17 protein-coding genes are annotated in these 22,129 nt (G+C 70.2%); 5 read left to right on the top strand and 12 right to left on the bottom strand.

The window, feature by feature from the left end; all coding sequences use genetic code 11:
* The first annotated feature begins 5 nt into the window (after nt 1-5).
* The gene (locus tag EF387_RS00175; RefSeq protein WP_238431283.1) at nt 6-2,288 is read left to right on the top strand and encodes a glycoside hydrolase family 3 N-terminal domain-containing protein; all 2,283 of its coding nucleotides are present in this window, start codon (nt 6-8) and stop codon (nt 2,286-2,288) included.
* Here EF387_RS00175 and EF387_RS00170 read toward each other — a convergent pair.
* The 6 genes from EF387_RS00170 to EF387_RS00145 all read right to left on the bottom strand — a co-directional run bounded on the left by EF387_RS00170 (nt 2,252) and on the right by EF387_RS00145 (nt 11,790).
* Nucleotides 2,252-3,193 carry a carbohydrate ABC transporter permease gene (locus EF387_RS00170; RefSeq protein ID WP_128374390.1) on the bottom strand — a complete coding sequence of 314 codons (942 nt, stop codon included), beginning with the start codon at nt 3,191-3,193 and terminating at the stop codon, nt 2,252-2,254. The genes EF387_RS00175 and EF387_RS00170 overlap by 37 nt on opposite strands.
* Complete coding sequence (locus EF387_RS00165) at nt 3,190-4,194, bottom strand: carbohydrate ABC transporter permease (RefSeq protein ID WP_128374389.1); 1,005 nt, start codon at nt 4,192-4,194, stop codon at nt 3,190-3,192. Before EF387_RS00165 ends, EF387_RS00170 begins: the two co-directional genes overlap by 4 nt.
* Nucleotides 4,195-4,208: 14 nt before the next feature.
* A complete protein-coding gene (locus EF387_RS00160) occupies nt 4,209-5,585 on the bottom strand; it encodes an extracellular solute-binding protein (RefSeq protein WP_128374388.1) in 1,377 nt (458 codons plus the stop codon).
* Nucleotides 5,586-5,765: 180 nt separating this feature from the next.
* On the bottom strand, nt 5,766-6,374 hold the full coding sequence (locus EF387_RS00155) for a peptidyl-prolyl cis-trans isomerase (RefSeq protein ID WP_128374693.1): 609 nt from the start codon (nt 6,372-6,374) through the stop codon (nt 5,766-5,768).
* Nucleotides 6,375-6,436: 62 nt separating this feature from the next.
* Nucleotides 6,437-10,762: a glycoside hydrolase family 38 N-terminal domain-containing protein gene (locus EF387_RS00150; RefSeq protein WP_128374387.1), complete on the bottom strand. Its 4,326-nt coding sequence runs from the start codon at nt 10,760-10,762 to the stop codon at nt 6,437-6,439.
* 143 nt (nt 10,763-10,905) lie between these two features.
* Nucleotides 10,906-11,790: a MurR/RpiR family transcriptional regulator gene (locus EF387_RS00145; RefSeq protein WP_128374386.1), complete on the bottom strand. Its 885-nt coding sequence runs from the start codon at nt 11,788-11,790 to the stop codon at nt 10,906-10,908.
* A gap of 161 nt (nt 11,791-11,951) precedes the next feature.
* On the opposite strand from EF387_RS00145, the gene EF387_RS00140 reads away from it, so the two are divergent.
* The 3 genes from EF387_RS00140 to EF387_RS00130 all read left to right on the top strand — a co-directional run bounded on the left by EF387_RS00140 (nt 11,952) and on the right by EF387_RS00130 (nt 13,996).
* Nucleotides 11,952-12,716 (top strand): sugar isomerase domain-containing protein, encoded by a 765-nt coding sequence (locus EF387_RS00140; protein WP_128374385.1) that lies wholly within the window; start codon nt 11,952-11,954, stop codon nt 12,714-12,716.
* A gap of 74 nt (nt 12,717-12,790) precedes the next feature.
* Nucleotides 12,791-13,210 (top strand): hypothetical protein, encoded by a 420-nt coding sequence (locus EF387_RS00135; protein ID WP_128374384.1) that lies wholly within the window; start codon nt 12,791-12,793, stop codon nt 13,208-13,210.
* A gap of 69 nt (nt 13,211-13,279) precedes the next feature.
* Nucleotides 13,280-13,996, top strand: coding sequence for a DUF3105 domain-containing protein (locus EF387_RS00130; protein ID WP_128374383.1), 717 nt, complete (start codon nt 13,280-13,282; stop codon nt 13,994-13,996).
* Nucleotides 13,997-14,298: 302 nt separating this feature from the next.
* Here the strand turns inward: EF387_RS00130 and gndA are convergent, their stop codons facing one another.
* From gndA to EF387_RS00115, 3 genes are all read right to left on the bottom strand, one after another.
* Nucleotides 14,299-15,738: an NADP-dependent phosphogluconate dehydrogenase gene (gene gndA, locus EF387_RS00125; protein ID WP_128374382.1), complete on the bottom strand. Its 1,440-nt coding sequence runs from the start codon at nt 15,736-15,738 to the stop codon at nt 14,299-14,301.
* 282 nt (nt 15,739-16,020) lie between these two features.
* Complete coding sequence (locus tag EF387_RS00120; protein ID WP_128374381.1) at nt 16,021-16,230, bottom strand: heavy-metal-associated domain-containing protein; 210 nt, start codon at nt 16,228-16,230, stop codon at nt 16,021-16,023.
* A 124-nt stretch (nt 16,231-16,354) separates the two neighbouring features.
* Entirely contained in the window at nt 16,355-17,692 is a 1,338-nt protein-coding gene (locus EF387_RS00115) for a jacalin-like lectin (RefSeq protein ID WP_128374692.1), read from the bottom strand.
* A 670-nt stretch (nt 17,693-18,362) separates the two neighbouring features.
* Here EF387_RS00115 and EF387_RS00110 point away from each other — a divergent pair.
* Nucleotides 18,363-18,830 (top strand): hypothetical protein, encoded by a 468-nt coding sequence (locus EF387_RS00110; RefSeq protein WP_128374380.1) that lies wholly within the window; start codon nt 18,363-18,365, stop codon nt 18,828-18,830.
* Nucleotides 18,831-18,926: 96 nt separating this feature from the next.
* On the opposite strand, the gene EF387_RS00105 is transcribed toward EF387_RS00110, so the two are convergent.
* The 3 genes from EF387_RS00105 to dnaK all read right to left on the bottom strand — a co-directional run bounded on the left by EF387_RS00105 (nt 18,927) and on the right by dnaK (nt 21,937).
* Nucleotides 18,927-19,340 carry a DUF2267 domain-containing protein gene (locus EF387_RS00105; protein WP_128374379.1) on the bottom strand — a complete coding sequence of 138 codons (414 nt, stop codon included), beginning with the start codon at nt 19,338-19,340 and terminating at the stop codon, nt 18,927-18,929.
* 102 nt (nt 19,341-19,442) lie between these two features.
* Entirely contained in the window at nt 19,443-20,027 is a 585-nt protein-coding gene (gene grpE / locus EF387_RS00095) for a nucleotide exchange factor GrpE (RefSeq protein ID WP_128374377.1), read from the bottom strand.
* The gene (gene dnaK, locus EF387_RS00090; protein WP_128374376.1) at nt 20,024-21,937 is read right to left on the bottom strand and encodes a molecular chaperone DnaK; all 1,914 of its coding nucleotides are present in this window, start codon (nt 21,935-21,937) and stop codon (nt 20,024-20,026) included. The genes grpE and dnaK overlap by 4 nt, the downstream gene beginning before the upstream one ends.
* Nucleotides 21,938-22,129: the final 192 nt, after the last annotated feature.

Raw genomic sequence — 22,129 nt, 5'->3', positions numbered from 1 at the left:
CCCGCATGACCCTCAAGGAGAAGACGGGACAGCTCAACCAGCGGATGTACGGCTGGGACGCCTACCGCCGAACCCCCGACGGCGGCTTCGAACTCACCGAGGCGCTGTACGCCGAGACCGAGCGGTTCGCCGGACTCGGCGCTCTCTACGGACTGCTGCGCGCCGACGCCTGGTCGGGCGTCGACCACTCCACCGGACCGGACGCGGGGCACGGCGCGGCCCTCGCCGACCTCGTCCAGCGGCATGTCGTCGAACGAAGTCGGCTCGGCATCCCGGCGCTGTTCGTCGAGGAGGTGCCGCACGGGCTCATGGCCCTCGACGGCACCGTCCTGCCCGTCAACCTGACCGTCGGTGCCACCTGGGATCCCCCGCTGTACCAGCGGGCCGCCGCCCACGCCGCGGCCGAACTGCGCGCCCGCGGCGGCCATGTCGCCCTCGTCTCCGCGCTGGACATCGCCCGCGACCCCCGCTGGGGCCGTACCGAGGAGTGCTTCGGCGAGGACCCGTACCTGGCGGGCCGGCTCACCGAGGCGCTGGTACGCGGTATGCAGGGCGAGCCGGCCGGCGCGGACGGGTTCTTCGCCGCCGACAAGGCACCCGTGGTGCTGAAGCACTTCGCAGGCCAGGGCGCCACCGTCGGCGGCCGCAACTCCGCCGAGTCCGAACTCGGCCCGCGCGAGCTCCACGAGATCCACCTGCCCGCCGCCCGGGCCGGGATCCGCGCCGGAGCCGCCGCCGTCATGGCCGCCTACAACCAGGTAGACGGCCTGCCGTGCGCCGGTAACCGCGCCCTGCTCACCGACGTGCTGCGCCGACGCTGGGGCTTCGACGGGCTGGTCATGGCGGACGGCCTGGCCGTGGACCGGCTGGCCCGCATCACCGGCGACAAGGTCTCCGCCGGAGCCCTCGCGCTGGGCGCCGGGGTCGACCTGAGCCTGTGGGACGAGGGTTTCACCCACCTCGAGGAGGCGGTCCGGCGCGGGCTGGTGAGCGAGGCGACCCTGGACGCCGCGGTCGCCCGGGTACTGCGTCTGAAGTTCCGCCTGGGCCTGTTCGAGCAGCCCTACGCCGGACACCGGGCCATACCGGACCCGGACCACGGTCGCGAGCTGAGCACCGCCCTCGCCCGCGCCGCCGTCACCCTCCTCCACAACGACGGCGGCGACCTGCCCATCACGCCCGCCGTGTCCCGCATCGCCGTGCTGGGCCCGCACGCCGCCACCACCGCCCACCAACTCGGCGACTACACGGCCCCGCAACGCCCCGGCGCGGGCACCGGAGTCCTGGACGGACTGCGCCGGCTGGCCCCCGACAGTGTCGGCATCCGTCACTCCCGCGGCTGTGCCCTCACCGGGGACGACCGTTCGGGCATTCCCGAGGCGGTCGCCCTGGCCGCCGCCTCGGACCTGGCCGTCCTGGTGCTGGGCGGCAGCAGTGCCCGCGCGCCCGGTACGGACTTCGCCGCCAACGGCGCCGCGCTGACCCCCGTCTCCGAGATGACCTGCGGCGAGGGCGTCGACCTCGCCGGACTGCGGCTGGGCGCCGCCCAGTACGCCCTGCTCGACGCGGTCACCGCCACCGGCACGCCGACGGTGGTCGTCCTCGTCCAGGGGCGCCCGCACGCCGTGCCCGAGGCCGCGGACCGCGCCGCCGCACTGCTCACCGCCTGGTACCCGGGCCCGTGGGGCGGCGAGGCGATCGCCCGGGTCCTGCTCGGCCACGCGGAACCCGCCGGCCGATTGCCCGTCTCCGTCCCGCGCTCGGCGGGCCAACTCCCCGTCTACTACAACCACAAGGACATCGAGTACGGCACGTACGTGGACGAGGGAGCCGAACCGCTCTACTCCTTCGGGCACGGGCTGTCGTACACGACCTTCGCCTACGGCCCGCCGCGCCTGGTCCGGCACACCGCCGGCCAGTACACCGCCGGCCAGCACACCGTCGAGGTCGACATCACCAACACCGGGCGCCGCCACGGCCGTAGCGTCGCCCAACTCTACATCCGCCCTCTGCTGACCCCCGTCTGGCCGCGCACCCTGGAACTGCGCGCCTTCCAGGGCGTAGAGCTGGCTCCGGGGGAGTGCCGCACGATCACCTTCCGCCTCGGCGCCGACCAACTCGCGCAGGTCGGCGCCGACTTGGAGACGGCCGTGCTGCCCGGAACGCTGGAGGTCCGGGTCGCGGAGTCGGCGCGGGCCGCGTCGGCCGCCGTTCCGCTCCTACTTCGTGGCGCAGACGACGTCGCGGGCGCTCAGAACTTCACGGCCCCCGACGAGACGCCCTTGTAGAACCACCGCTGCGTGATCGCGAACAGCACCAGCACCGGAATCAGGGAGATCACCGACCCGGCCATCACCACCCGCTGGTCATAGCCGAACGACGAGGTCTGCAGCCGGGCCAGACCCAGCGTGAGGGTGAGGTTCTCTTCGGAGCGCAGCACGATCAGCGGCCACAGGAAGTCGTCCCAGGCGGCGATGAAGGTGTTGATGGCGACGACCGACATCGCACCGAAGGCGCTCGGAAGGTACAGATGCCGGAAGCGCTGCCATTCCCCCGCCCCGTCGAGCATGGCCGAGTCCTCGATCTCCCGGGGGACGGCGAGGAACGCGGCCCGCATGACGAGGACGTTGATGGCCCCGACGAAGCCCGGGAGCCACACGCCGACCAGACTGTCGACCAGTCCCAGGTCCCGGATGCTGAGGAAGAGCGACACCATGATCGCTTCGAAGGGGAACATCATCGAGGCGATCAGCAGCAGCCAGACCCCCTTTCTGCCCCGCCATGCCGGCTTGGAGAGCATGTAGCCGGCCATGGTCGAGAACAGCAGCTGGCTGACGAGCGACAGCACCACCACGATCACGCTGTTCCAGATGTACGTCGCCACCGGCACCTGGTCGAAGACCTGCTCGTACGCCCGTAGCGTCGGGTGCCGCGGCAGGAGGGTGGCGTTCTCGCCGAAGACGTCCTCCGTCGTCGACTTCAGCGAGGTCAGCAACTGCCACAGCAGCGGGCCGACGGTGATCGCCAGCACGAAGAGCAGCAGGAGATAGCGGACCACGAGCTCGCGGGGCCGTCCGTAGTCCCGCCAGCGGAAGGTCCGCCGCGCGGGCCGCGGGGCCGCCGGGGTGTCCCCGCCGTTCGTGGCGCCCGGGGTGCCCGCGGCATCGGTGGCGGCCGGGGTGCTCGTGGTCATTCCTCATCTCCCCTGGTGAGGCGCTGTGCCAGCAGCGTGAGGCCCAAGGTCAGCAGGAAGAGGGCGACGCTGACCGCGGATCCGTACCCGGCGTTGCCGCTGAGCGGATCGAGTCCGACGTCGCGGATGTAGAAGGGCAGGGTGCGGGCCTGGCCGCCCGGGCCGCCGGTGGGGCTGCCGAGCATGTAGATCTCGGTGAACACCCGCAGCGAGCCGATGCCGGTGAGCACGCCGACCAGCAGCATCGTCTGCCGCACGCCCGGGACGGTGATGTGCCAGAAACGCCGCACGGCGCCCGCGCCGTCCATGGCCGCCGCCTCGTGCAACTCCCGCGAGACGTTGCCCAGGGCGGCGAGGTAGAAGATCATGTACCAGCCGAGTCCCTTCCACAGCGTCAGGCCCATCGCGGACAGCAGGATCAGCCACGAATCGGACAGGAAGGGGATGGCATCCCTGATCAGATGTGCCTTCTCCAGCCAGGTGTTGATCAGTCCGTCGTCCTTGAGCAGCCACTGCCAGCTCAGCCCGACGACCACGCTCGAGGCGATCACCGGCGTGTAGAAGGCGGACCGGAAGAACCCGATGCCGGGCAGCTTCTTCTCCACCAGCACGGCGAGCAGCAGCGGCAGCAGCACCATCAGCGGCACCACGATCACCGCGTACAGCAGGCTGTTGCGGGTGGCCAGCCAGAAGTCGTCGTCGCCGAGCATGCGGGTGTAGTTGGACAGCCCGACGAAGTTCGCGGCGCCGCCGAGCGGCTTGGCGTCGGTGAACGACAGCACGATGGTGTTGAGGAACGGGAACACGCCGAAGACCGCGGCGCACACGATGGCGGGGAGGGCCCACAGCCACGGCAGCCACCAACGGCGGTAGAGGGCGGCGCCGTTGGCGTCCGGTCCGGGGCCGGGCAGCACCGCCCGGCCGAGACGCCGCAGGCGGCCCGGGGCCGGGCGGGATACGGCGATGTTCACCGTATCCGGCCCGGCCGCCGGCTTCTCCATCTGTGTCACCACGGTCAACTGCCCTGCGTCAGCAACTCGTTGGCCTTCTGCTGGGCGTCCTTCACTGCCTCTTCAGGGCTCTTCTTGCCCTGCATGGCCAGCTGGACCTCGGCCACGATCGCGTTCCGCTGCGGGTCGGAGAGGACGACCTCGTCGGCGGTGGCGGTCTTGAGCTGCTCGGCGACCACCTTGCGGGCCTCGGCGAAGGGGTCGTTTCCGGCCACCGTCTGGAAGAACGGGTCGTCCAGCGACGCGGCGGTCGTCGGGAAGATCACCACGTTCGGGTCCTTGCACCAGGCCGTCTGGTTCTCGGCGTTGGTGAGGAACTTGGCGAAAGCGAGTGCCGTCGGGGCGTTCTTGCTGGTCGAGGCCACCGATATGTACTGCGGGGCACCGGAGGTGTGGCCGAGCTTGTCGAACGGGTACTGGCCCACACCGGTCTTGGTGTAGACCGACGGGCTGTTCTGCTTCACGAAGCGCACGAAGCTCGGGTTCGTCGATCCGTAGGCCACCTGGCCGTTGCCGTAGGGCGTGGACGGGTCGTCGCTGGACGACAGGGAGTCCTTGGGCATGGCGCCGCCCTGGTAGAGCCTCTTCATCCAGGCGACCCACTCGGTGGTCCGGGGGTCGTCGGCGAAGACGAAGGACTTGCCGTCGTCGGAGTAGATCTTGATGTCCATCTGCTGCCAGTCGGCCGGGAGGCGCCAGATCGGGTTGGCCATCGTGGCGTAGTACTTGCCCTTGGCCGATTTGGCGATCTTCTCGTAGTCCTCGAACAGCCCGAAGATGGTCGTCGGCGGCTTCTTGGGGTCGATCCCGGCCTTCTCCAGCATCTCGGTGTTGTACGTCAGGTTGATTCCGCCCGTGTACCAGGGCAGCACCGTGTGGATGTCGTTGCCGGAGGGGTCCTTCAGGGCGCTGGAGTCCCAGAACGCCTTAACGAACGGCTTCGACGCCTCGGGGTCCTTCGCGTCCAGGTTGAGCAGATAGCCGGCCTTGGTGAGGGCCGTGGCGGTGACCTTGTTCAGGTTGATCACGTCGGGCAGCTCACACGCCTGGGCGTTGGCGACGTTTCTCTCCGAGAACTTGGCGTCGCCCGGGTCGTCGATCCACTTGACCGACGTGCCCGGGTTGGCCTTCTCGAAGTCCTTGATCACTCCGTTGAAGAACCCGCCGAAGTCTTTCTTCAAGTTGGTCGTCTGGAAGGTGATCTTGCCCTTGACCTCTCCGGAGAGCTTGCCGGAGCCGACGTTGGCCTTGTCGACCTTGCAATTGCCCACCGTGGCCTCACTGCCGTCGCTGGAGCCGCCCCCCGACAGGCCGCAGCCCGCCAGGGCCAACGACAGGGTGATGAGACAGGTCAGGGATCCGGTCAGTCGTCTTGCGCTCATTGCTGCCCTCCTGGCGACCAGCGTTGCTGGTTCAAATCACCAACTTGGACTTCGATTGATGAAAAGGTGGACCAGAATTCATCGGAGGTCAATGGTTTGCCATGTTGCGTTTCGGTTCCGGGTGCCGACCCGCCGGTACCGTGCGCCGACGGGCCGTTGACCGGTGCCGATCAGTGGCGATCAGTGCCGGTGCTCGTGGTCCGGGTGCGAGGGGTCGCCCGGGTGCTCGTGCCCGGGCGCGTACACGACCCCGGCCCTGGCCCGGTCCAGCCAGTCGAAGAACGCCCGCCGGCCCGCCGACCTGCGCAGTTCGCGCGCGATGCCCTCGCGCACGTGCCCGTACGGCAGGAAGTCCCCCGGCCCCGCACCGCCGTAGGGGTCGACACCGCGGCGCAGCGCCTCCCGCGTCAGGAAGCGGTCGCGGTTGCGGTCGTAGTAGTCGCGAACAGCCGTCTCGGGCACCTCCTGTTCGCTCTCCAGCTCGGTCAGCAGCATGCGCGCGGCCGGGGAGTGGACCAGCGCCACGGCGACGATGCTGCCGAGGTCCGCCACGTCGGCCCCGTCCACCGTGACCACCTGCGACGACGGCACCGACCTCGGTGGCGCCAGCCCGCGTTCGGCGCAGGCCCGGCGGGCCAGTTCGTCCGTGACGACCACCTGCGTCGCCCACCGCCTGCGCTGCCGCTCGGCCCTTGCCAGGCCCTCGGGCCGGGTCGGGCCGTCGCGCGCCGGAACGGCCTGGAGCAGGGCGTCCACCCGCTGTCCGGCGACGCCCTCGCCGTGCACCATGGCCGCGTGCACCCCGCCCGCACTCGACGGGGACGTGTGCACCGCGTCCCCGTGATCGTGTGTCACGGCGTCACCTCCAGTGCGACCGCCTCCGTGTAGGCGACACAGCCGTTCCAGGCGACCTTCGCCATCAGCCAGTACGACCCGGGTGGCACCGCCGCGCCGTCCACCTCGATCCCGTACTCCGCCCGCTCCCCGGCGCCCACGGTGAAGCCCTGGCAGCCCGGCGAGACCCCCGCCCAGGTGCCCCAGGACGACACCGCCCACAAGGTGCCGCCGACCGGCCCCCGGGTGGTGTTGTGCACCGTCACCGGGACCCGCACCCGCTCACCCCCGCGCACGGTGACCTTCTCGACTCCCAGGCTGGTCACCAGAGTCGGCCCCGTACGTCCGTCCGGTTCGCCCTCCGGCACCGTGCCCGGCACGTCCAGGGCGACGACGTCCTCGTACACCTGACCGCCGTGGGACAGGCGGGCGGCCAGCCAGTGGCGGCCGGGTGTCGCGTCGGGCGGCGGCGTCACCGTCACCTCCGAGAGCGTGAACCCGCCGGGGCCCAGCGCGTACGGCAGTTCGGGCGGCTCGGCCGTCCAGCCGGACGGCACCTCGAAGGTCACAGCCCCCGACACGGGAGCGTCGGTGAGCTCCGAACTCACCCGGACGGTGGCGGTGACGGGGCCGGAGGCGGTGAGCGCGGTAGGGGAGACGTACACCGCGACGGGCATGTTCCCGCGGGGGGCGGGGCCGGAGTTGTGCAGCCAGTAGCGCGTGTGGACCGGCTGGGCGGGCTCGTGGGCGGCGATACCGGGGCTCGGCGTGGTCGAACCGTCGTCCGGCCCGGCGGGGCCGTCCGCGGATTCGGCGAGGACGGTGGCCACCTCGAAGCCGGTGAGATCCAGCGTGAACGCCCCGTCCTCAGCCGGGGTGAGGGTCGCTCTGGGCGTCTCCAGTACGTCGGCACGGGAGCCGGCCGTCCAGCCGCGGGGCCCGCGCACACTCACCCTCGTGGGCCGTCCGTTCACCTCGTGCATCCGTACGACGACGCCGCGCCGGGGATCCGCCGCGGCCGCGCTTCCCCGGGCGAGCGGGGACCCGGCCGGCTTGAGCGCGTCCAGCAGCACCTCGCCCGCGGGCTCGAGCGCCAGCAGGGTCGCCGTCCTCGGCAGGGTGACCTCCCCGGCCCCGGCGGCGTCCTCGCCGTCCTGCGGCGACCGCCTGAGCCGCGCGGTGAGCGGATGGTTGAAGGCGTGCCCGGCCTGCGGGAGCCGCAGCTCCCGCCAGTCGCCCGGGCCCGCCACGACGGCGTACTCGAAGGTGTGGGACCAGCGCTGGAGCTGGAAGGCCGAACCGTCGGGGGCGGTTCGGCGCGGCGGGTCGATCCAGATGCCGGACGGCCAGCCGGTGCAGGACCGCATCAGGGACATGTAGAGGTCACCGCAGGCGGTGACCACACAGCCCGGCGTACCGCGGTTGAGGACGGCGAAGCCGCGCCCGTCCCAGGAGTCACCGGGCGGCAGGGCCTCACCGCCGCCCGCCGCCGTGGCCCGCAGGGTCGCCGCCTGGTCCAGGTCGGCGATCAGCGCGTCGACCGCCTTCGCGTCGTCCTCGGGGCGTGCGCCCGCCACCACGAGCAGCGGCAGCCGTTCCAGATCGCGCAGATCGGCACCGGGCACCCACTCCTCCCGCAGTCCGGCGCGCGGTGCGACCCACACGGCCGCCACCCCCGACTCGGCCAGCTGCCGGCGCATCTCCCGGCCCGCCGCCGGGTCCCAGCCGAGCGCCTCGGCGACCAGGGAGTTGCGCTCAGGCGCGCCCACGGCGATACGGATGTCGGGGAGGTTGGAGTCGACTTCGAGGTCGCCGTAGCGGGGGCCGCCCGCGATCGTCGACGTCGCGGTGACGCCCGCCCGGACCAGCGCCGCGGCGAGCTCGGCGCCGAGTTCCCCCGCGTCGTCCCAGGAGGAATACACCAGCTCGGCAACGCCGATCGACCGGTGCCCGAGGAACGCACCCGAGTCGTCGTGGACCGCGACCCGCGCGGTGGAGCCCAGCGCGAACCAGGTGTTCGCCGGGTTGTCCAGCGTCCACGGGAACCGCTCGCTGTCCACCTCCACGAACCCGAACCCGCGCCCGATCACGGCGTCGGCGACCTCGTGCACCGGCAGTCCGCCCCGCACGTCGGACGGCCAGCGCACCCGGATCAGCCGGTCGGCGCCGTCGTAGCCGTCGACGGTGGTGGACACGTCCAGCCGGTCGACGCCCTTCCACAGGGTCAGCCGCTGTGTGTACCGGAACAGGCCGAGATCGCCGCGTACGGTGATCCGCGAACCCGCGGGGGAGTGCTCGACATCGACATCCGCCCGCACGTCCCGGCTGCGGGCGGCGGTCGTGCCGGTCGGTGTGAGATGCCAGGGGCCCTCGCCGAAGCGCGGGTGCCTCGGGTACTCCTCCTGTACGACCAGTTCGTTGCCGATGTCGCCGGGGCGCAGGAGCTCCCGGCCGCCCTCGGTGAGTCCGCGCAGCCCGCTGACCCCGCCGCCGCGCGCCGGGTCGACCGTGACTTCGTAGAACTCGTTGCGGATGGTGGTGCCCTCGCCCGCGGACCACCGTGCCACCGAACCCTCGGCGACCGGCAGGGCCTTGAGCCCCAGACCGGGCACATCCGGTACGACGACACGGAGTTCGCCGTCCTCGCGCACCGCGGGCAGCGGCAGGCCGGTGGAGTCGTCGAGCGGGACGAGGTCTCCCGGGTCGTCGACGGTGAGCACGTCCCGGCGGCCGAAGGCGGCGGAGTTGAAGACGACGAGGTCGGTGCCGCCGCCGGGCAGCGGGGTGACACGGTCGGCGAGCGCGCCGGTCGCGTCGGCGTGCACGGTTCCGGCGAGGTCGTACAACTCCCGCCAGCCGGTGAGCAGATCGATGTAGACCTGGTCGGACTCGGAGCCGGTGACGGCGTCGTGGTGGGCGCCGTAGACCAGCTGCCGCCAGGCCTTGTCGAGGGCCGCCTCCGGATACGGGCGCCCGGTCGTGAGCGAGGCCAGCGTCGCCCAGGCCTCGGCGTCGGCGAGCAGCGACTCGCCGTACCGCTGGGCCTGCTTGGTGTCGATGTAGGACACGTCCTTGCCGGTGTAGACCGGGTTCATGTCCCGGGTCTGCGGGGATGCCCTGCGGCCCTCCTCGTCGAGTTGGGCGCGCACCGCGGCGAAGAAGTCCCTGGGCAGCGCGCTGATGAACCGCGGCCACACGTAACGGGAGTTCCAGTCGCGGTGGATGTCCATCACCCAGCGGCACGGCGGCGCGTAGTCCCCGCCGACCGGGAGCAGCACGTTGCGGGTGAGCGCGACCTTCTTCAGCCCCTTGAACAGCTTGTGCGCGGCCGCCTCCGCCTCGGCGAGTGTCGGCGCGTTGTCGATCGCCCAGCCCGCGCCGTAGTGGTTGACCATGTAGGCGGTCAGAAGGCCCCGCCCGGACGGGGCGATCCAGTCGAACTCGGCCGGGAACTGCATGCGTTGGGGGTCCCTGGGTTCCTCGCCGAACACCGACAGTGTCGGCCCCCACTGGTGGAACGGCCCACGCGCCCACGAACTGGAGGTGACACCGGCGTCCGCCATCAGTCCGGGGAACTGCGGATCGTGCCCGAACGCGTCCAGCTGCCAGGCGGTTTCCGGCGCGGCACCCATGATCCGGCGCTGGAACCCGTCGCCGTACAGGGCGTTGCGTACGGTGGCCTCGGCGCCGGTGAGATTGGTGTTGGGCTCGTTGTAGGTGCCGCCCATGATCTCGACCCGCCCGGTGCGGATCAGTTGCCGCAGGAACGCGCGCTCCTCCGGGAAGGCGTCCCAGTACGGCTTGAGGTAGTCGACCTCGGCGAGGACGAACGTGTAGGCCGGGTCGCGGCGCGCCAGGTCGCAGTGGGCGCGCACCAGGCTCATGCCGGACTGGCCGCGGGAGTCGAAGGTGCGGGCGGGCAGCCCGGTGGCCGCGGGGTCGTCGGCCATGTCCCAGGTCTCGGTGTACGCGGCCTGGGTGTTCCACCACACCGGGTCGTAGTGGAAATGGCTGACCATGAACATCGTCCAGCCGGGTTCGGCGACCGTGAACTCCGTGTTGAGCCGGGCGACCTTGGCTCCGATCGCGTCTTCCGCGGTGACCGTCACCTCAAGACGGTCGCCGGGGACGAGGCCGTCGCAGGTGACGGGTATCTCGGCGCGTGCGGTGCCGTCGTCACCCGTCGTGGCCAGGGTCTCCCCGACGTCGCGGACGCCCGGGCCCGCCACCGTGAGGCGGACCGGCCGGCCCGGAACGTGCGCGATCTCAACGATCAGGACCTGCCGCGGCTGCTCGGGGGTACCCACGAAAAGCTCGGTCGACTCGGCGGAGATGACGCGCATGAGGCTCCCAGGAGTACTCGGCGGAGCCCCATCCTGACATCGAGGGATGGTTCAAACAACCACTCGTATGTTTGCCCGGTGGTTCATCCATGCATGTGTGCCCGTGCCCGGACGGCGGACGGGGTACCGTCGGCCGGCTCTTCTCAGCGTGAGCGCCGGGATTTCACCGCGTGCTGCCCCGCGATGTGGTCGGTCAGCGCCAGCGAGGCACTCGCGCGCTGGTAGGACAGTTGGGCGACCCGGACGTACACGCAGTCGATGAGCACCAGTACGGAGTGCCGGGCGCCGATGCTGCCGGTGCGGAAGCTGGTCTCCGACGAGGCGGACAGGAGGCGGATGTCCGCTGTCCGCGCCAGCGGTGAGCGCGGGTCCGCGGTGATCGCCACGGTGGTCGCCCCGCGCTCCTTGGCGAGCTCGACCGGCTCGAGGGTCTCGCGGGTCGCCCCGGAGTGGGAGATGCCGATCGCCACGTCGGCCGGGGTGAGCAGGGCGGCGGAGGTGGCTGCGGCGTGCACCTCGGTCCAGCCGCGGACCGCGCAGCCGATGCGGAAGAGCCGGGTCTCCGTCTCCTGCGCCACCGCACCGCTGCCGCCGACGCCGTAGACGTCGATGCGCCGGGCGCGGGCGACGGCCTGGGCCGCGCGTTCCACCGCGTCGAGGTCGATCCGGTCGATGGTCTGCTGGACGGCGCGCAGATCCGCGGTGCCGACGACCTGGACGACCCGTTCGAGGCTGTCGTCGGGGGAGATGTCCGGGCCGATCTCCGCGGTGCCCCAGTCGGAGACCTCGCCACGGCCGCGCTCCTGGGCCAGCTCGATCAGCAGGTGCTGATAGGAGTCGAGACCGATGGCGCGGCAGAAGCGGGTCACCGTGGCCTGGGAGGTGCCGGTGCGGCGCCCCAGCTCGGCGGCCGAGCAGTGGGTGACGGCGGCCGGATCCTCCAGGATCAGCTCGCCGACCTTCCGCAGGGAACCGGCCAGCCGGGGCAGTTCGGTGCGGATCAGGGTGGTGACGTCCGTCGGGGGCATGCACAGAAGGTACCAGCCACCGTTCATGGCGCGAATTGAATACCAGGACCGATGCGGGAGGTCCCGCCGACGGCTCGTTGCTCACGGAGCGGGCGTGTGATTTATTGATTCACCGATAGAGTTGTGTGAGGTGGTTCAATCCACCAGTGGGGAGTGTCCGCGTGCCCGCAGAGTCTGTGAGCGCCAAGGCGTTCGCGCGCGAGAGCCTTGCCGTCCTCGACCGCATCACCGGGTCCGCCGGTGACGACGTGGCACGCGCCGCCGGACTGATCGCCGACTGCGTACGGTCGGACGGCGTCATCCAGGCCTTCGGCACCGGCCACTCCCAGGCGATCGTCCTCGAAGTCGCGGGCCGGGCAGGGGGGTTGGTGCCCACCAACCGGCTGAGCATCGCGGACCTCGTCCTCTACGGCGGCGAGGCCCCGAGCGTCCTCGACGATCCGCTGCTGGAGCGCGAGTCCGGGGTCGCCGCCCGGATCTACGATCTCGCCGGCCCCAGCCCCCAGGACCTCTTCGTCGTGATCTCCAACTCCGGGGTCAATAACGTGATCGTGGAGATGGCCCTGCACGCCAAGGAGCAGGGCCACCGCCTCCTCGCCGTCACCTCGCTCAGCCACACCCGGGCCGTACCCGCCGCCCACCCGAGCGGCAAGAAGCTCGCCGACCTCGCCGACGTAGTCCTCGACAACGCGGCACCTCGCGGCGACGCCCTCCTCGAACTCCCCGGCGGCGGCTCGGTCTGCGCCCTGTCCACGCTCACCGGGGTGATGCTGGTCCAGATGGCGGTCGCCGAGGCGGCCTCCCTTCTCCTCGCCTCCGGGGAACAGCCGCCGGTCTACGTCTCGGCCAACGTGCCCGGCGGCTTCGAGAGCAACCTGGAACTGGAGAAGCGCTACGCCGGCCGGATCCGCCGCCGCGCGAGCTGAACCACGACCGACCGCCGCCGGGCCCCGGGCCACCCGACGCACCGAGCACCTCTTCATGCTCATATGATTCTCAAATGCTCAAGGTGTGGCGCGGCATTGACCGCCGGGGGGTGCAGCCGCGCAGCGGATTCGTGCTGTGGGCCCTCCTGGCCGCCCTCGCCACCGTTGTCGGCATGTCCTGCCTGTGCTCGGACGGTCACGCCGTGCGGCCCGTCCATGCCGCGGAGCCCTTCACCGCCGTCTCCCGCGCCTACGACGCGACGGACGGCGAGCGCGAGCGCCGCGAGCACCTCTGTGCCGCGCCCCGACACGACCAGTGCGGGGGCAAGGCGGCAGCGGACACCCCGGCCACCGGGCCCGGCGCTCACCCCTACCCGCAGGCGGTGCCCGCCCGTGTGGAGGTCCGGCCGGCCCACGCCGCGACCGCGGTCACGGCGCGCCCCGCGCCCCCGCGTCCCCCGAACCTCCATGTGCTGCAGGTGCTGCGGACCTAGACCGGATGCCCCGCTCCCTTCCGGAGCACAGCCACCCATCATTCCCCGCTGTACGAAAGGCACTTCGCCATGGCATCCGGCAACTCCAAGACCAGCACCGATAAAAGCAAGGACCCCAGCAAGAACCCAAGCAAGAACACCAACAAGAAGAGCGGCAAGGAGAGGGCCGCGGAACGCCGCGCCAAGATCGAGGAGCAGCGCCGCGCCGAGCAGGCCCGTGAGCGCCGCAATCGCATCATCACCATCGCCGCGTCCGCCGCGATCCTGGCGGGCGTCGCGTTCGGCGGCTGGTACCTGGTCGACTCCGCCAACGACAAGGAGGCGGCCGAGGTCGCCGCGAAGGCCGCCCCGATCGCCGGTGTGAAGACCTTCAAGAAGCTCACGCAGAACCATGTGGACAAGCCCGTCGACTACCCGATGACGCCCGCCGCGGGTGGCGACCACTCTGCCGCCTGGCAGAACTGCGACGGCGACGTCTACACCACGCCGATAGCCAACGAGAACGCCGTGCACTCCCTGGAGCACGGCGCCGTCTGGGTGACCTACAACGACAAGGCCTCGAAGGCGGACGTGAAGGCGCTGTCGGCGAAGGTGGACAAGACCCCGTACACCCTGATGAGTCCGCTCGCCGAGCAGTCCTCGCCGATCACGCTGACGGCGTGGGGTGCCCAGCTGAACGTGGAGAAGGAGTCCGACCCCAAGGTGGGGAAGTTCCTCGAGAAGTACGTCCAGGGCGAGCAGACCCCCGAGCCCGGTGCCCCCTGCACCGGCGGCAAGTCCGCGTGAGCCGGCTGTAGCGCGGGCCGGTGTGCCGGTGTCCGGGGCGACCGGACACCAGCACACCGACGAGACCGCGGTGTCGATGGCACTGCGGGACCGACGAGACTGCGGGACCGACGAGACTGCGGGGTTGATGGGACCGACGAGACTGCGGGACCGACGAGACTGCGGGGTCGATGGGACCGACGAGACCGCAGGACCGACGAGACCGACGGGACCGACGGGGCCCTGGGGTGGTGAAACGCTGAGGGCCTCACGGTCAGGAAGCCGTGAGGCCCGAAGCAAGTGCGCCCGTTACTGGGGACCGATCAGGCCTCTGTCTCCGCGCGGCCCGCCTCGCCCCACAGCGTGTGGAAGCTGCCCTCCCGGTCCACGCGACGGTAGGTGTGCGCGCCGAAGTAGTCGCGCTGCCCCTGGGTCAGGGCCGCGGGCAGGCGGTCGGAGCGCAGGGTGTCGTAGTACGACAGGGAGGCCGAGAACGCGGGCACGGGTACACCGCGGCGGGCGGCCATGGCGACCACCTCGCGCCACGGCACCTGGGCGTCCTTGACCTCGGCCGCGAAACCGGGGTCGGACAGCAGGCTGACGAGGCCGGGGTCGACGGCGTAGGCGGCGCGGATCCGGTCCAGGAACGCGGCGCGGATGATGCAGCCGCCACGCCAGATCTTCGCCACCGCGCCGAGGTCGATCTTCCAGCCGTACTCCTCGGCCGCGTCCAGGATCATCTTCCAGCCCTGGTCGTACGCGATCAGCTTCGACGCGTACAGCGCGTGCTCCACCTGGGCGGTGAACCGCTGGGCCTCGGTCTGGCTGAGCACGGGGGAGGTGCCGCCCGGCAGGTCGCGGTAGGCGGCGCGCAGCGCGGACTGGCTGGAGGCGGCGCGGGCGAAGGTGGCCTGGGCGATCGCGGTGACCGGGGACCCGAGGTCCAGCGCAGTCTGCACCGTCCAGCGGCCGGTTCCCTTCTGCCCGGCGGCGTCCACGACGACATCGACGAAGGGCCGTCCGGTCGACGCGTCCACGTGCGCGAGCACCTCGGCCGTGATCTCGATGAGGTAGGAGTCCAGACGGCCCCGGTTCCAGGTGCGGAAGATCTCCGCGATCTCGGCCGGGGTGTATCCGGCGACCTGACGCAGCAGGTCGTAAGCCTCGCCGATCAGCTGCATGTCGGCGTACTCGATGCCGTTGTGCACCATCTTCACGAAGTGTCCGGCGCCGTCCGTACCGACGTGCGTGGCGCACGGCTCGCCGTCGACCTTGGCGCTGATCGACTCGAACATCGGGCCGAGCGAGGCGTAGGACTCCGCGGATCCGCCGGGCATGATCGAGGGCCCGTTGAGCGCGCCCTCCTCACCGCCCGAGACGCCCGCGCCGACGAAGTGGAGTCCCTGCTCGCGCAGCGCCTGCTCGCGGCGGCGGGTGTCGGCGAAGTGGGCGTTGCCGCCGTCGATGATGACGTCGCCGGGTTCCAGGAGCGGGGCGAACTCCGCGATCACGGCGTCGGTGGCGGCACCTGCCTGCACCATGATCATGAGGCGGCGCGGGCGCTCCAGGGCCGCGACGAACTCCTCGGCCGTCTCGGCCGCCACGAACGCGCCCTCGTGTCCGAACTCGTCCACCAGCGCCTTGGTCTTGGCAGGGGTGCGGTTGTGGACGGCGACGGTGTAGCCGTGGCGGGCGAAGTTCCGGGCCAGATTGCGGCCCATCACCGCAAGCCCGGTGACGCCGATCTGCGCGGTCGCCTTCATGGTCTGCTCCTTGGATCCGGATCTGCCTTACTCGTCCAGGAACGAGCGGCAGACACCTCTCGGTGCGGCTCGCACCCTGTACTGATCACATACGGACGGTGAGACCCAAGGTGTTCAGCGCCGTTTCGGGCCGGCATCGTGCGGCGTGATCGAGCGGCCTAAAGCGTACGGCGTCGTCGTACACCGTCATAGCGCGGACACCGTCATAGCGGGGACACCGTTCACAGCGCGGCGAGGCCCGGCGGCCGATGCCGCCGGGCCTCGCCGTCGTCTTTCGGAGCGTCACAGCACCGCGGCCACCTCGAACCCGGCGTCCGCGATCGCCTCGCAGACCTTCGCCCCGTCGAGCGCATCGCCCGTGACGATCACCGATCGGGTGCTGAGGTCGATGCCCACCCGGTCGACGCCGAGGACCCCCGAGACCTTGGTCTCGATGGATCCGGCACAACGGCCGCAGGTCATGTCGATGACGTGGTAGCGCTGTTCCGCCATGTTCCTCGTCCTCTCGTCTCTGCTCGGCGTGCGGGCACGCAACGTGATGGAGCGACTCCGCGAGCTGATACGCGCCGGGCGACCGCCGCGTTCACTGCCCCGCGCAGACGCGACTGCCGACGCGCTAGCGCTTCGTGTAGATGAAGCCGATCTTGTCCACCTCGTTCCCCGAGCGCCCGTGGAATCCGGCGATCTGCCACCCGGACGGCGCCGTACGCGTCACGCAGTCGGACGTCGTGGTACCGCCCGCCAGGCTGTTGCCGAGGTTGGTCGTGAACTTGGCGTAGAAGACCCGGGTACGGCCGTCCTTCTGAGCGCGGCACAGGTATGCGGTCGTCACGTACTCACCGCTGCCCAGCGTCAGCGAGGAGGCGGTGCCGCCCGTACCGCCGTGGGTGAGCGCGGTTCCGTTCGCCAGCGTGATGCCGACCTGGTCGACCCGCGAGCCGGCCCGCAGCGAGATCTTCGTGGCGCGGGCGCCGGCCGGGACGGCGTCGATGTCCTGGTAGTAGTCGCCGTGCGGGCCGCCGAACTGCTCGCTCAGCCGGAAGTCGGGGTTCCGCGACCAGTTGAAGCCGACCGCGATCGGGTCGTGGTCGGAGAGCATCAGCCCGTCGGAGGTGAGGAACTTGCTGTGCTCGTTGTTGTACGAGGTCGCGTTGAGCGTGACGAGCTTGCTGCCGCGGTAGAGGACCTTGTCCACGACCTCGCAGGTGTTGGGCACGGTGGGCCCGGACTGGTCGCAGCCCAGCGTGGCGCTGCCCTTGGCGGGCGCGACCCCGCCGCGGATCAGCTGCACCCAGGGGTCGGTCAGGCCGTTGGCCGCGGCGAACTCGGCGATGGTGTCGCCGGATCGGGTGTAGCGGGTGTTGGTGTCACCCATGACGACGACCGCGTTGCCCGCCGAGTGGGTCTTCATGAACGCGGTCAGCTGGGCCAGGTTGGCCGCGCGCGCCGCCAGATCGCCTTCGCTGACACCGGCGTTGGTGTGCAGGTTGTAGACGTCCACGTACACGCCCTCGGCGAGCTGCTCGCGCATGAAGGTGAACCCCTTGGGCGTGAGGCAGTCACCGGAGTCGAACTGGCAGTCCTTCCAGCGCACCCGCTCGAAGTCGTCCCCGTCCCAGGCGTAGTCGGAGACCGTGTTGAGCCCGCTGCCGATGGCCGCGCCGCCGCTCGTCGCCGTGCGGTACGGGTGGGTGTCCGTGGAGTACAGGTAGGCGTGGTAGTTGAAGTCCTCCTGGACGTTGACGATGTCGTACGGGGCGATGCGCCGGCCTATCTCCGGGGTGGCTGATTCGCGCGGGGTCGGAGCGCTGGAGATCGCCTCCGGCAGGCCCGCGACGTTGTAGGTGAGCACGCTGAACGTGCCCGAGTCCGCGGCCGCGGCGGTGGGCGCCGCCGCGGTGAGACCGCCGAGCGTGGCGGTGGCCGCGGCAAGACAGGCGAGGAGTCTGCGCATGCGCATGGGGTGGCTCCTGGGGGGAAGCGGGTGAAGAGTTCGGTGAACGGGTGTGCGCGAACGGCGAGCGTTGCGTGCATGTCAAAACGTAGCGACAAACCCTTCACCTGCGCACCGCCCCGGCGAACACTTTTCTTACCCCGGGTAACGCCTTGGGTGGCGCCTATGGGCGGGGGTGCGTTCCTGGGGGTGCGGCCCCGCGTCGCCGCGGTGCCCCGCGCGGGCAGGATAGAGGGGGACGGCGCTCCCGTCCGTCGTACCACTCCGGACGGGCCGTCGGTTCACGCGTCTTCTCCCATGAGGCGCCGTCGCCCCCGTAGTGCGGACCCTCGATCCACTGCCGTACGACTTGCGGATCGCGTCGCCGTCCCCACCCTGCCGCCCCCGACCGACAACAAGCGCGTCTCGGCCGCCTCTGAATGCCAGCCCGGTGATGGCACTGGCCCGAATGGCAGCGTATTCGGAGTGCCTCGATCCGACGTAGCATCATGTTTTGAGAAGTCCCGTAAGAATATCCGTGTGAAATCAGGCGTTCTGGTGAAACGGGTGACGGCATGGCCATAACCGGCCTCGTTGCAGGACATTTGCTGTTTCGGTACGGAATTTTCCTGCTCATTCTCATTATCGGTGCAGCTGCGAGTGCTTACTCAGGACGAGCCCGTAAGGGGAGGTGCCGGAGATGATGAGAAGCACCCTTGTAGGAGCAGCCTGTCTTGCCCTTGCTCTTGGAGTGACCCTACCGGCCAACGTTGATACCACTGACGTCAAAATCCGGGCAAGGGACGGCTGGCAGAGAGTTGCATACGTCCAAGCCGGTCAGTTCGTCGACATCTCCGCTGAGGGCAGGTGGACGGTCGATTACCGTCGCGACAAAGAGCTTGGAGGGCGCATAGGTCCTGAGGGGTACGACTGGAACACCGATGAGGAGATAGGGTTCCAGGAACGCTGCCATGTGACCGACGACGCTCCCTACGGAACCCTCATTGGGCGAATTGGCCGTGGCCCGGTATTCGTTGTAGGAGAAGGCGACGCGTTCGACGCCGAACATTCCGGTCGACTGGGGCTGCGCATCAATGACGCCAATGCGTGCCTGGGGGACAATGGTGGCCGTGTGAATGTGACGGTCGATATTGGGTGATGTCGGACAACAAATCGTGTAGTTGGTCGAGCCGGTACCGCTCGACAGGCAACGTCAGCTCACCGGAGGCCAGTTCGGACACCGTCCGTCCCCGCGCTACACGCCGTCCTGCGACACAGATGGGCGCGGTCGGCCGAACAGCAGGTCGTAGCCCGGGGGCAGTTGCAGGAGGACCTTGCTCATCAGGTCTTCGTCGGCGGCGTCGGCCACCACGCTGAGCACCGCGCTGACATCCCAGGTCGCCGTCTGTTCGGTGGCTCCCTCGATCCATGCGGCGGTGGCCCGGATGAATCGCTCCGGAGACAGTGGCTCGTGCGCCTGGAGAGGGTTGAGCAGCAGCATTGCGAACGTCTCCGGAAGCCGGGCGGCCAGCTCGGCGCGAATGTCACCCGCCAGGTGCGCGCCCAGGAGCGCGATCACGACCCGTGCGGACCGCTCGGCCTCCTGCGGTGTGTCGTATTCACCCCGCTCCTGGACCGCTGCCAGGAACGAGTCCCATTGCATGTGCATGGTGTTCCTCCGCGTCGATCGCGAGAAGTGCCGGCATCGGTTGCTTCACCGGTCGTGGCATCACCGGTCAAGGCTCCACTCGTGGCTTCACCGGTCGTGGCATCACCGGTCGGCCGGTGGTTCGGCGACCTCCGTCTGGGCGGGCCGCAGGAGTTGGTCGCCGACCCGGTAGCCGGGGCGCAGGACCGCGGTACAGGTGGGCTGTTCGACACGGTCGGCGGGGGTGCAGGAGACGGCCTCGTGCAGGGCGGGGTCGAAAGGATCGCCCACCGCCCCGAAGGCCTCGAGGCCCAGGGCCGCGAGCTCGCTTTCCAGTACATCGGTGACACGGCGGAAGCCGCCGGTGACCTGTCCTTGCATGCGGGCCTGGTCGATGGCGTCCAGGACGGGGAGGAGTCCGGTGAGCACGTTGGCCACGGCTATCTCGCCGACCGTGCGCCGGTCGCGGCGGACTCGCTTGCGGTAGTTGTCGTACTCGGCCGTCACTCGCCGCAGGTCGGCGGTCCGCTCACGGAGCTGCGCCCGTAGGGCGTCGGCCTCGCTCCTGGCCGCTTCGGCCTGCCGGGCCGGCTCGATGTCGCCCCGGTGGCGAGGCTCCAGGCTGCTTCCGGTCTCCCGCCGCCGCTTGTCCCGCAGGATCGTCAGCGGGTGCTCGCCGGGGCGGTGGGTGTCGGTGGGGCGGGTCATCCGGAGCCCTCCTGCCGCTTGTCCTCGTCGACGATCTCCGCGTCGACGACATCCTCGTCCTGCCCGGAGGCGCCCGCCTCGCCGCCGCCCGCGCCGCCGGCGGCCGCACCCCGGTCCTGGCCCTGGTCCTGGTCCTCGCCCTGGGCCTGCGCCTGGGCGTACATGGCGGTGCCGACCTTCTGGGCCGCAGCGGTGACCTTGTCGGTGGCCTCCCGCAGCGCGGCGGTGCGCTCCCCGTCGGCCGGCTCCGCTTCGAGGGCCTGCTTGAGCTCCGCCAAGGCACCGTCGACCTCGCCCCTGACATCCGCGGGGATTCTGTCGGCGTGGTCGGCGAGCAGTCGTTCGGTCTGGTAGGCGACCTGCTCGGCCCGGTTGCGGGTTTCGGCCGCGTCCCGCCGGCGCCGGTCCTCCTCGGCGTGCTGCTCGGCCTCGCGCATCATGCGGTCGATGTCGTCCTTCGGCAGCGAGGAGCCGCCGGTGACGGTCATCTTCTGCTCTCTGCCGGTGCCGAGGTCCTTCGCGGAGACGTGCATGATGCCGTTGGCGTCGATGTCGAAGGTGACCTCGATCTGCGGCACACCGCGCGAGGCGGGCGGCAGACCGGTCAGGTCGAACATGCCGAGCTTCTTGTTGTACGACGCGATCTCGCGCTCGCCCTGGAAGACCTGGATCTGCACCGACGGCTGGTTGTCCTCGGCCGTCGTGAAGATCTCCGACCGCTTCGTCGGGATGGTCGTGTTGCGTTCGATCAGCTTGGTCATGATGCCGCCCTTGGTCTCGATACCGAGGGACAGCGGGGTCACGTCGAGGAGCAGGACGTCCTTGACCTCACCCTTGAGGACGCCGGCCTGCAGTGCGGCACCGACCGCCACGACCTCGTCGGGGTTCACGCCCTTGTGCGGGTCCTTGCCGGTCAACTCGCGCACCAGATCGGTGACCGCGGGCATCCTCGTCGAGCCGCCGACCATGATGACGCGGTCGATGTCGGAGACCTTGGCTCCGGCGTCCTTGATCGCGTTGTGGAACGGGCCCTTGCAGCGCTCGAGCAGGTCCGCGGTCAGCTGCTGGAACTGGGCCCGGGTGAGCTTCTCGTCCAGATGCAGGGGACCCTCCGCGGAGGCGGTGATGTAGGGGAGGTTGACGGTGGTCTCGGTGGCCGAAGACAGTTCGATCTTGGCGCGCTCGGCGGCCTCGCGCAGCCGCTGGACGGCCATCTTGTCCTTGGTCAGGTCGACGCCGTAGTTGTGCTGGAACTGCTTGGCCAGATGATCGACGATCCGCTGGTCCCAGTCGTCGCCGCCCAGGTGGGTGTCGCCGTTGGTGGCCTTGACCTCGACGACCCCCTCACCGATCTCCAGCAGCGACACGTCGAACGTGCCTCCGCCCAGGTCGAAGACCAAGACGGTTTGGTCGTTCTCCTTGTCCAGGCCGTAGGCCAGGGCGGCCGCGGTGGGCTCGTTGATGATCCGCAGCACCTTCAGCCCTGCGATCTCCCCGGCCTCCTTGGTCGCTGTGCGCTGGGAGTCGTTGAAGTACGCCGGGACGGTGATGACCGCGTCCGTGACGTCCTCGCCCAGGTACGCCTCCGCGTCCCGCTTGAGCTTCTGCAGCACCCGCGCGGAGACCTCCTGCGCGGTGTACCGCTTTCCGTCGACGCTCCCGGAGTCCGGGAACCGCCACCGCGCCTCGCCCATATGGCGTTTGACCGAACGCACGGTGCGTTCCACGTTGGTGACGGCCTGGCGCTTGGCCACCTCGCCGACCAGCACCTCGCCGGCCTTGGTGAAGGCGACCACCGACGGAGTGGTCCGCGAGCCCTCCGTGTTGGTGATGACCGTGGGCTCTCCGCCTTCGAGCACGCACACGACCGAGTTCGTCGTACCGAGGTCGATTCCCACTGCCCGTGCCATGGTCCCGTCCTCCCACCTCTTCCGCGATCACTGCCGACTGCGGATTCGGAGCAAGACTTGCTACGTAATGGATAAGATCCAGGGCTCGAATTGTCAAGAAATGTGTTGATTGGTCACAATCAATGCTGCTTCAACCGAAATGCGTACGAGTGCGCGTGCGGCGCTCCGGGGGACGAGCCTCTTCGAACTCAT

Origin of the sequence: Streptomyces cavernae (assembly GCF_004023625.1) — a bacterium.
In the GTDB taxonomy this organism is placed as follows: domain Bacteria; phylum Actinomycetota; class Actinomycetes; order Streptomycetales; family Streptomycetaceae; genus Streptomyces; species Streptomyces cavernae.
Note: the sequence above shows the minus strand (reverse complement) of the source record. Positions and strands in the feature narration are given on the sequence as shown.

What these genes read in the sequence shown, in the direction of transcription:
- EF387_RS00175 (WP_238431283.1), top strand. Translation starts at nt 6, where the DNA reads ATGACCCTCAAGGAGAAGACGGGACAGCTCAACCAGCGGATGTACGGC.
- EF387_RS00170 (WP_128374390.1), bottom strand. Translation starts at nt 3,193, where the DNA reads ATGACCACGAGCACCCCGGCCGCCACCGATGCCGCGGGCACCCCGGGC.
- EF387_RS00165 (WP_128374389.1), bottom strand. Translation starts at nt 4,194, where the DNA reads ATGGAGAAGCCGGCGGCCGGGCCGGATACGGTGAACATCGCCGTATCC.
- EF387_RS00160 (WP_128374388.1), bottom strand. Translation starts at nt 5,585, where the DNA reads ATGAGCGCAAGACGACTGACCGGATCCCTGACCTGTCTCATCACCCTG.
- EF387_RS00155 (WP_128374693.1), bottom strand. Translation starts at nt 6,374, where the DNA reads ATGGTGCACGGCGAGGGCGTCGCCGGACAGCGGGTGGACGCCCTGCTC.
- EF387_RS00150 (WP_128374387.1), bottom strand. Translation starts at nt 10,762, where the DNA reads ATGCGCGTCATCTCCGCCGAGTCGACCGAGCTTTTCGTGGGTACCCCC.
- EF387_RS00145 (WP_128374386.1), bottom strand. Translation starts at nt 11,790, where the DNA reads ATGCCCCCGACGGACGTCACCACCCTGATCCGCACCGAACTGCCCCGG.
- EF387_RS00135 (WP_128374384.1), top strand. Translation starts at nt 12,791, where the DNA reads ATGCTCAAGGTGTGGCGCGGCATTGACCGCCGGGGGGTGCAGCCGCGC.
- EF387_RS00130 (WP_128374383.1), top strand. Translation starts at nt 13,280, where the DNA reads ATGGCATCCGGCAACTCCAAGACCAGCACCGATAAAAGCAAGGACCCC.
- gndA (WP_128374382.1), bottom strand. Translation starts at nt 15,738, where the DNA reads ATGAAGGCGACCGCGCAGATCGGCGTCACCGGGCTTGCGGTGATGGGC.
- EF387_RS00120 (WP_128374381.1), bottom strand. Translation starts at nt 16,230, where the DNA reads ATGGCGGAACAGCGCTACCACGTCATCGACATGACCTGCGGCCGTTGT.
- EF387_RS00115 (WP_128374692.1), bottom strand. Translation starts at nt 17,692, where the DNA reads ATGCGCAGACTCCTCGCCTGTCTTGCCGCGGCCACCGCCACGCTCGGC.
- EF387_RS00105 (WP_128374379.1), bottom strand. Translation starts at nt 19,340, where the DNA reads ATGCACATGCAATGGGACTCGTTCCTGGCAGCGGTCCAGGAGCGGGGT.
- grpE (WP_128374377.1), bottom strand. Translation starts at nt 20,027, where the DNA reads ATGACCCGCCCCACCGACACCCACCGCCCCGGCGAGCACCCGCTGACG.
- dnaK (WP_128374376.1), bottom strand. Translation starts at nt 21,937, where the DNA reads ATGGCACGGGCAGTGGGAATCGACCTCGGTACGACGAACTCGGTCGTG.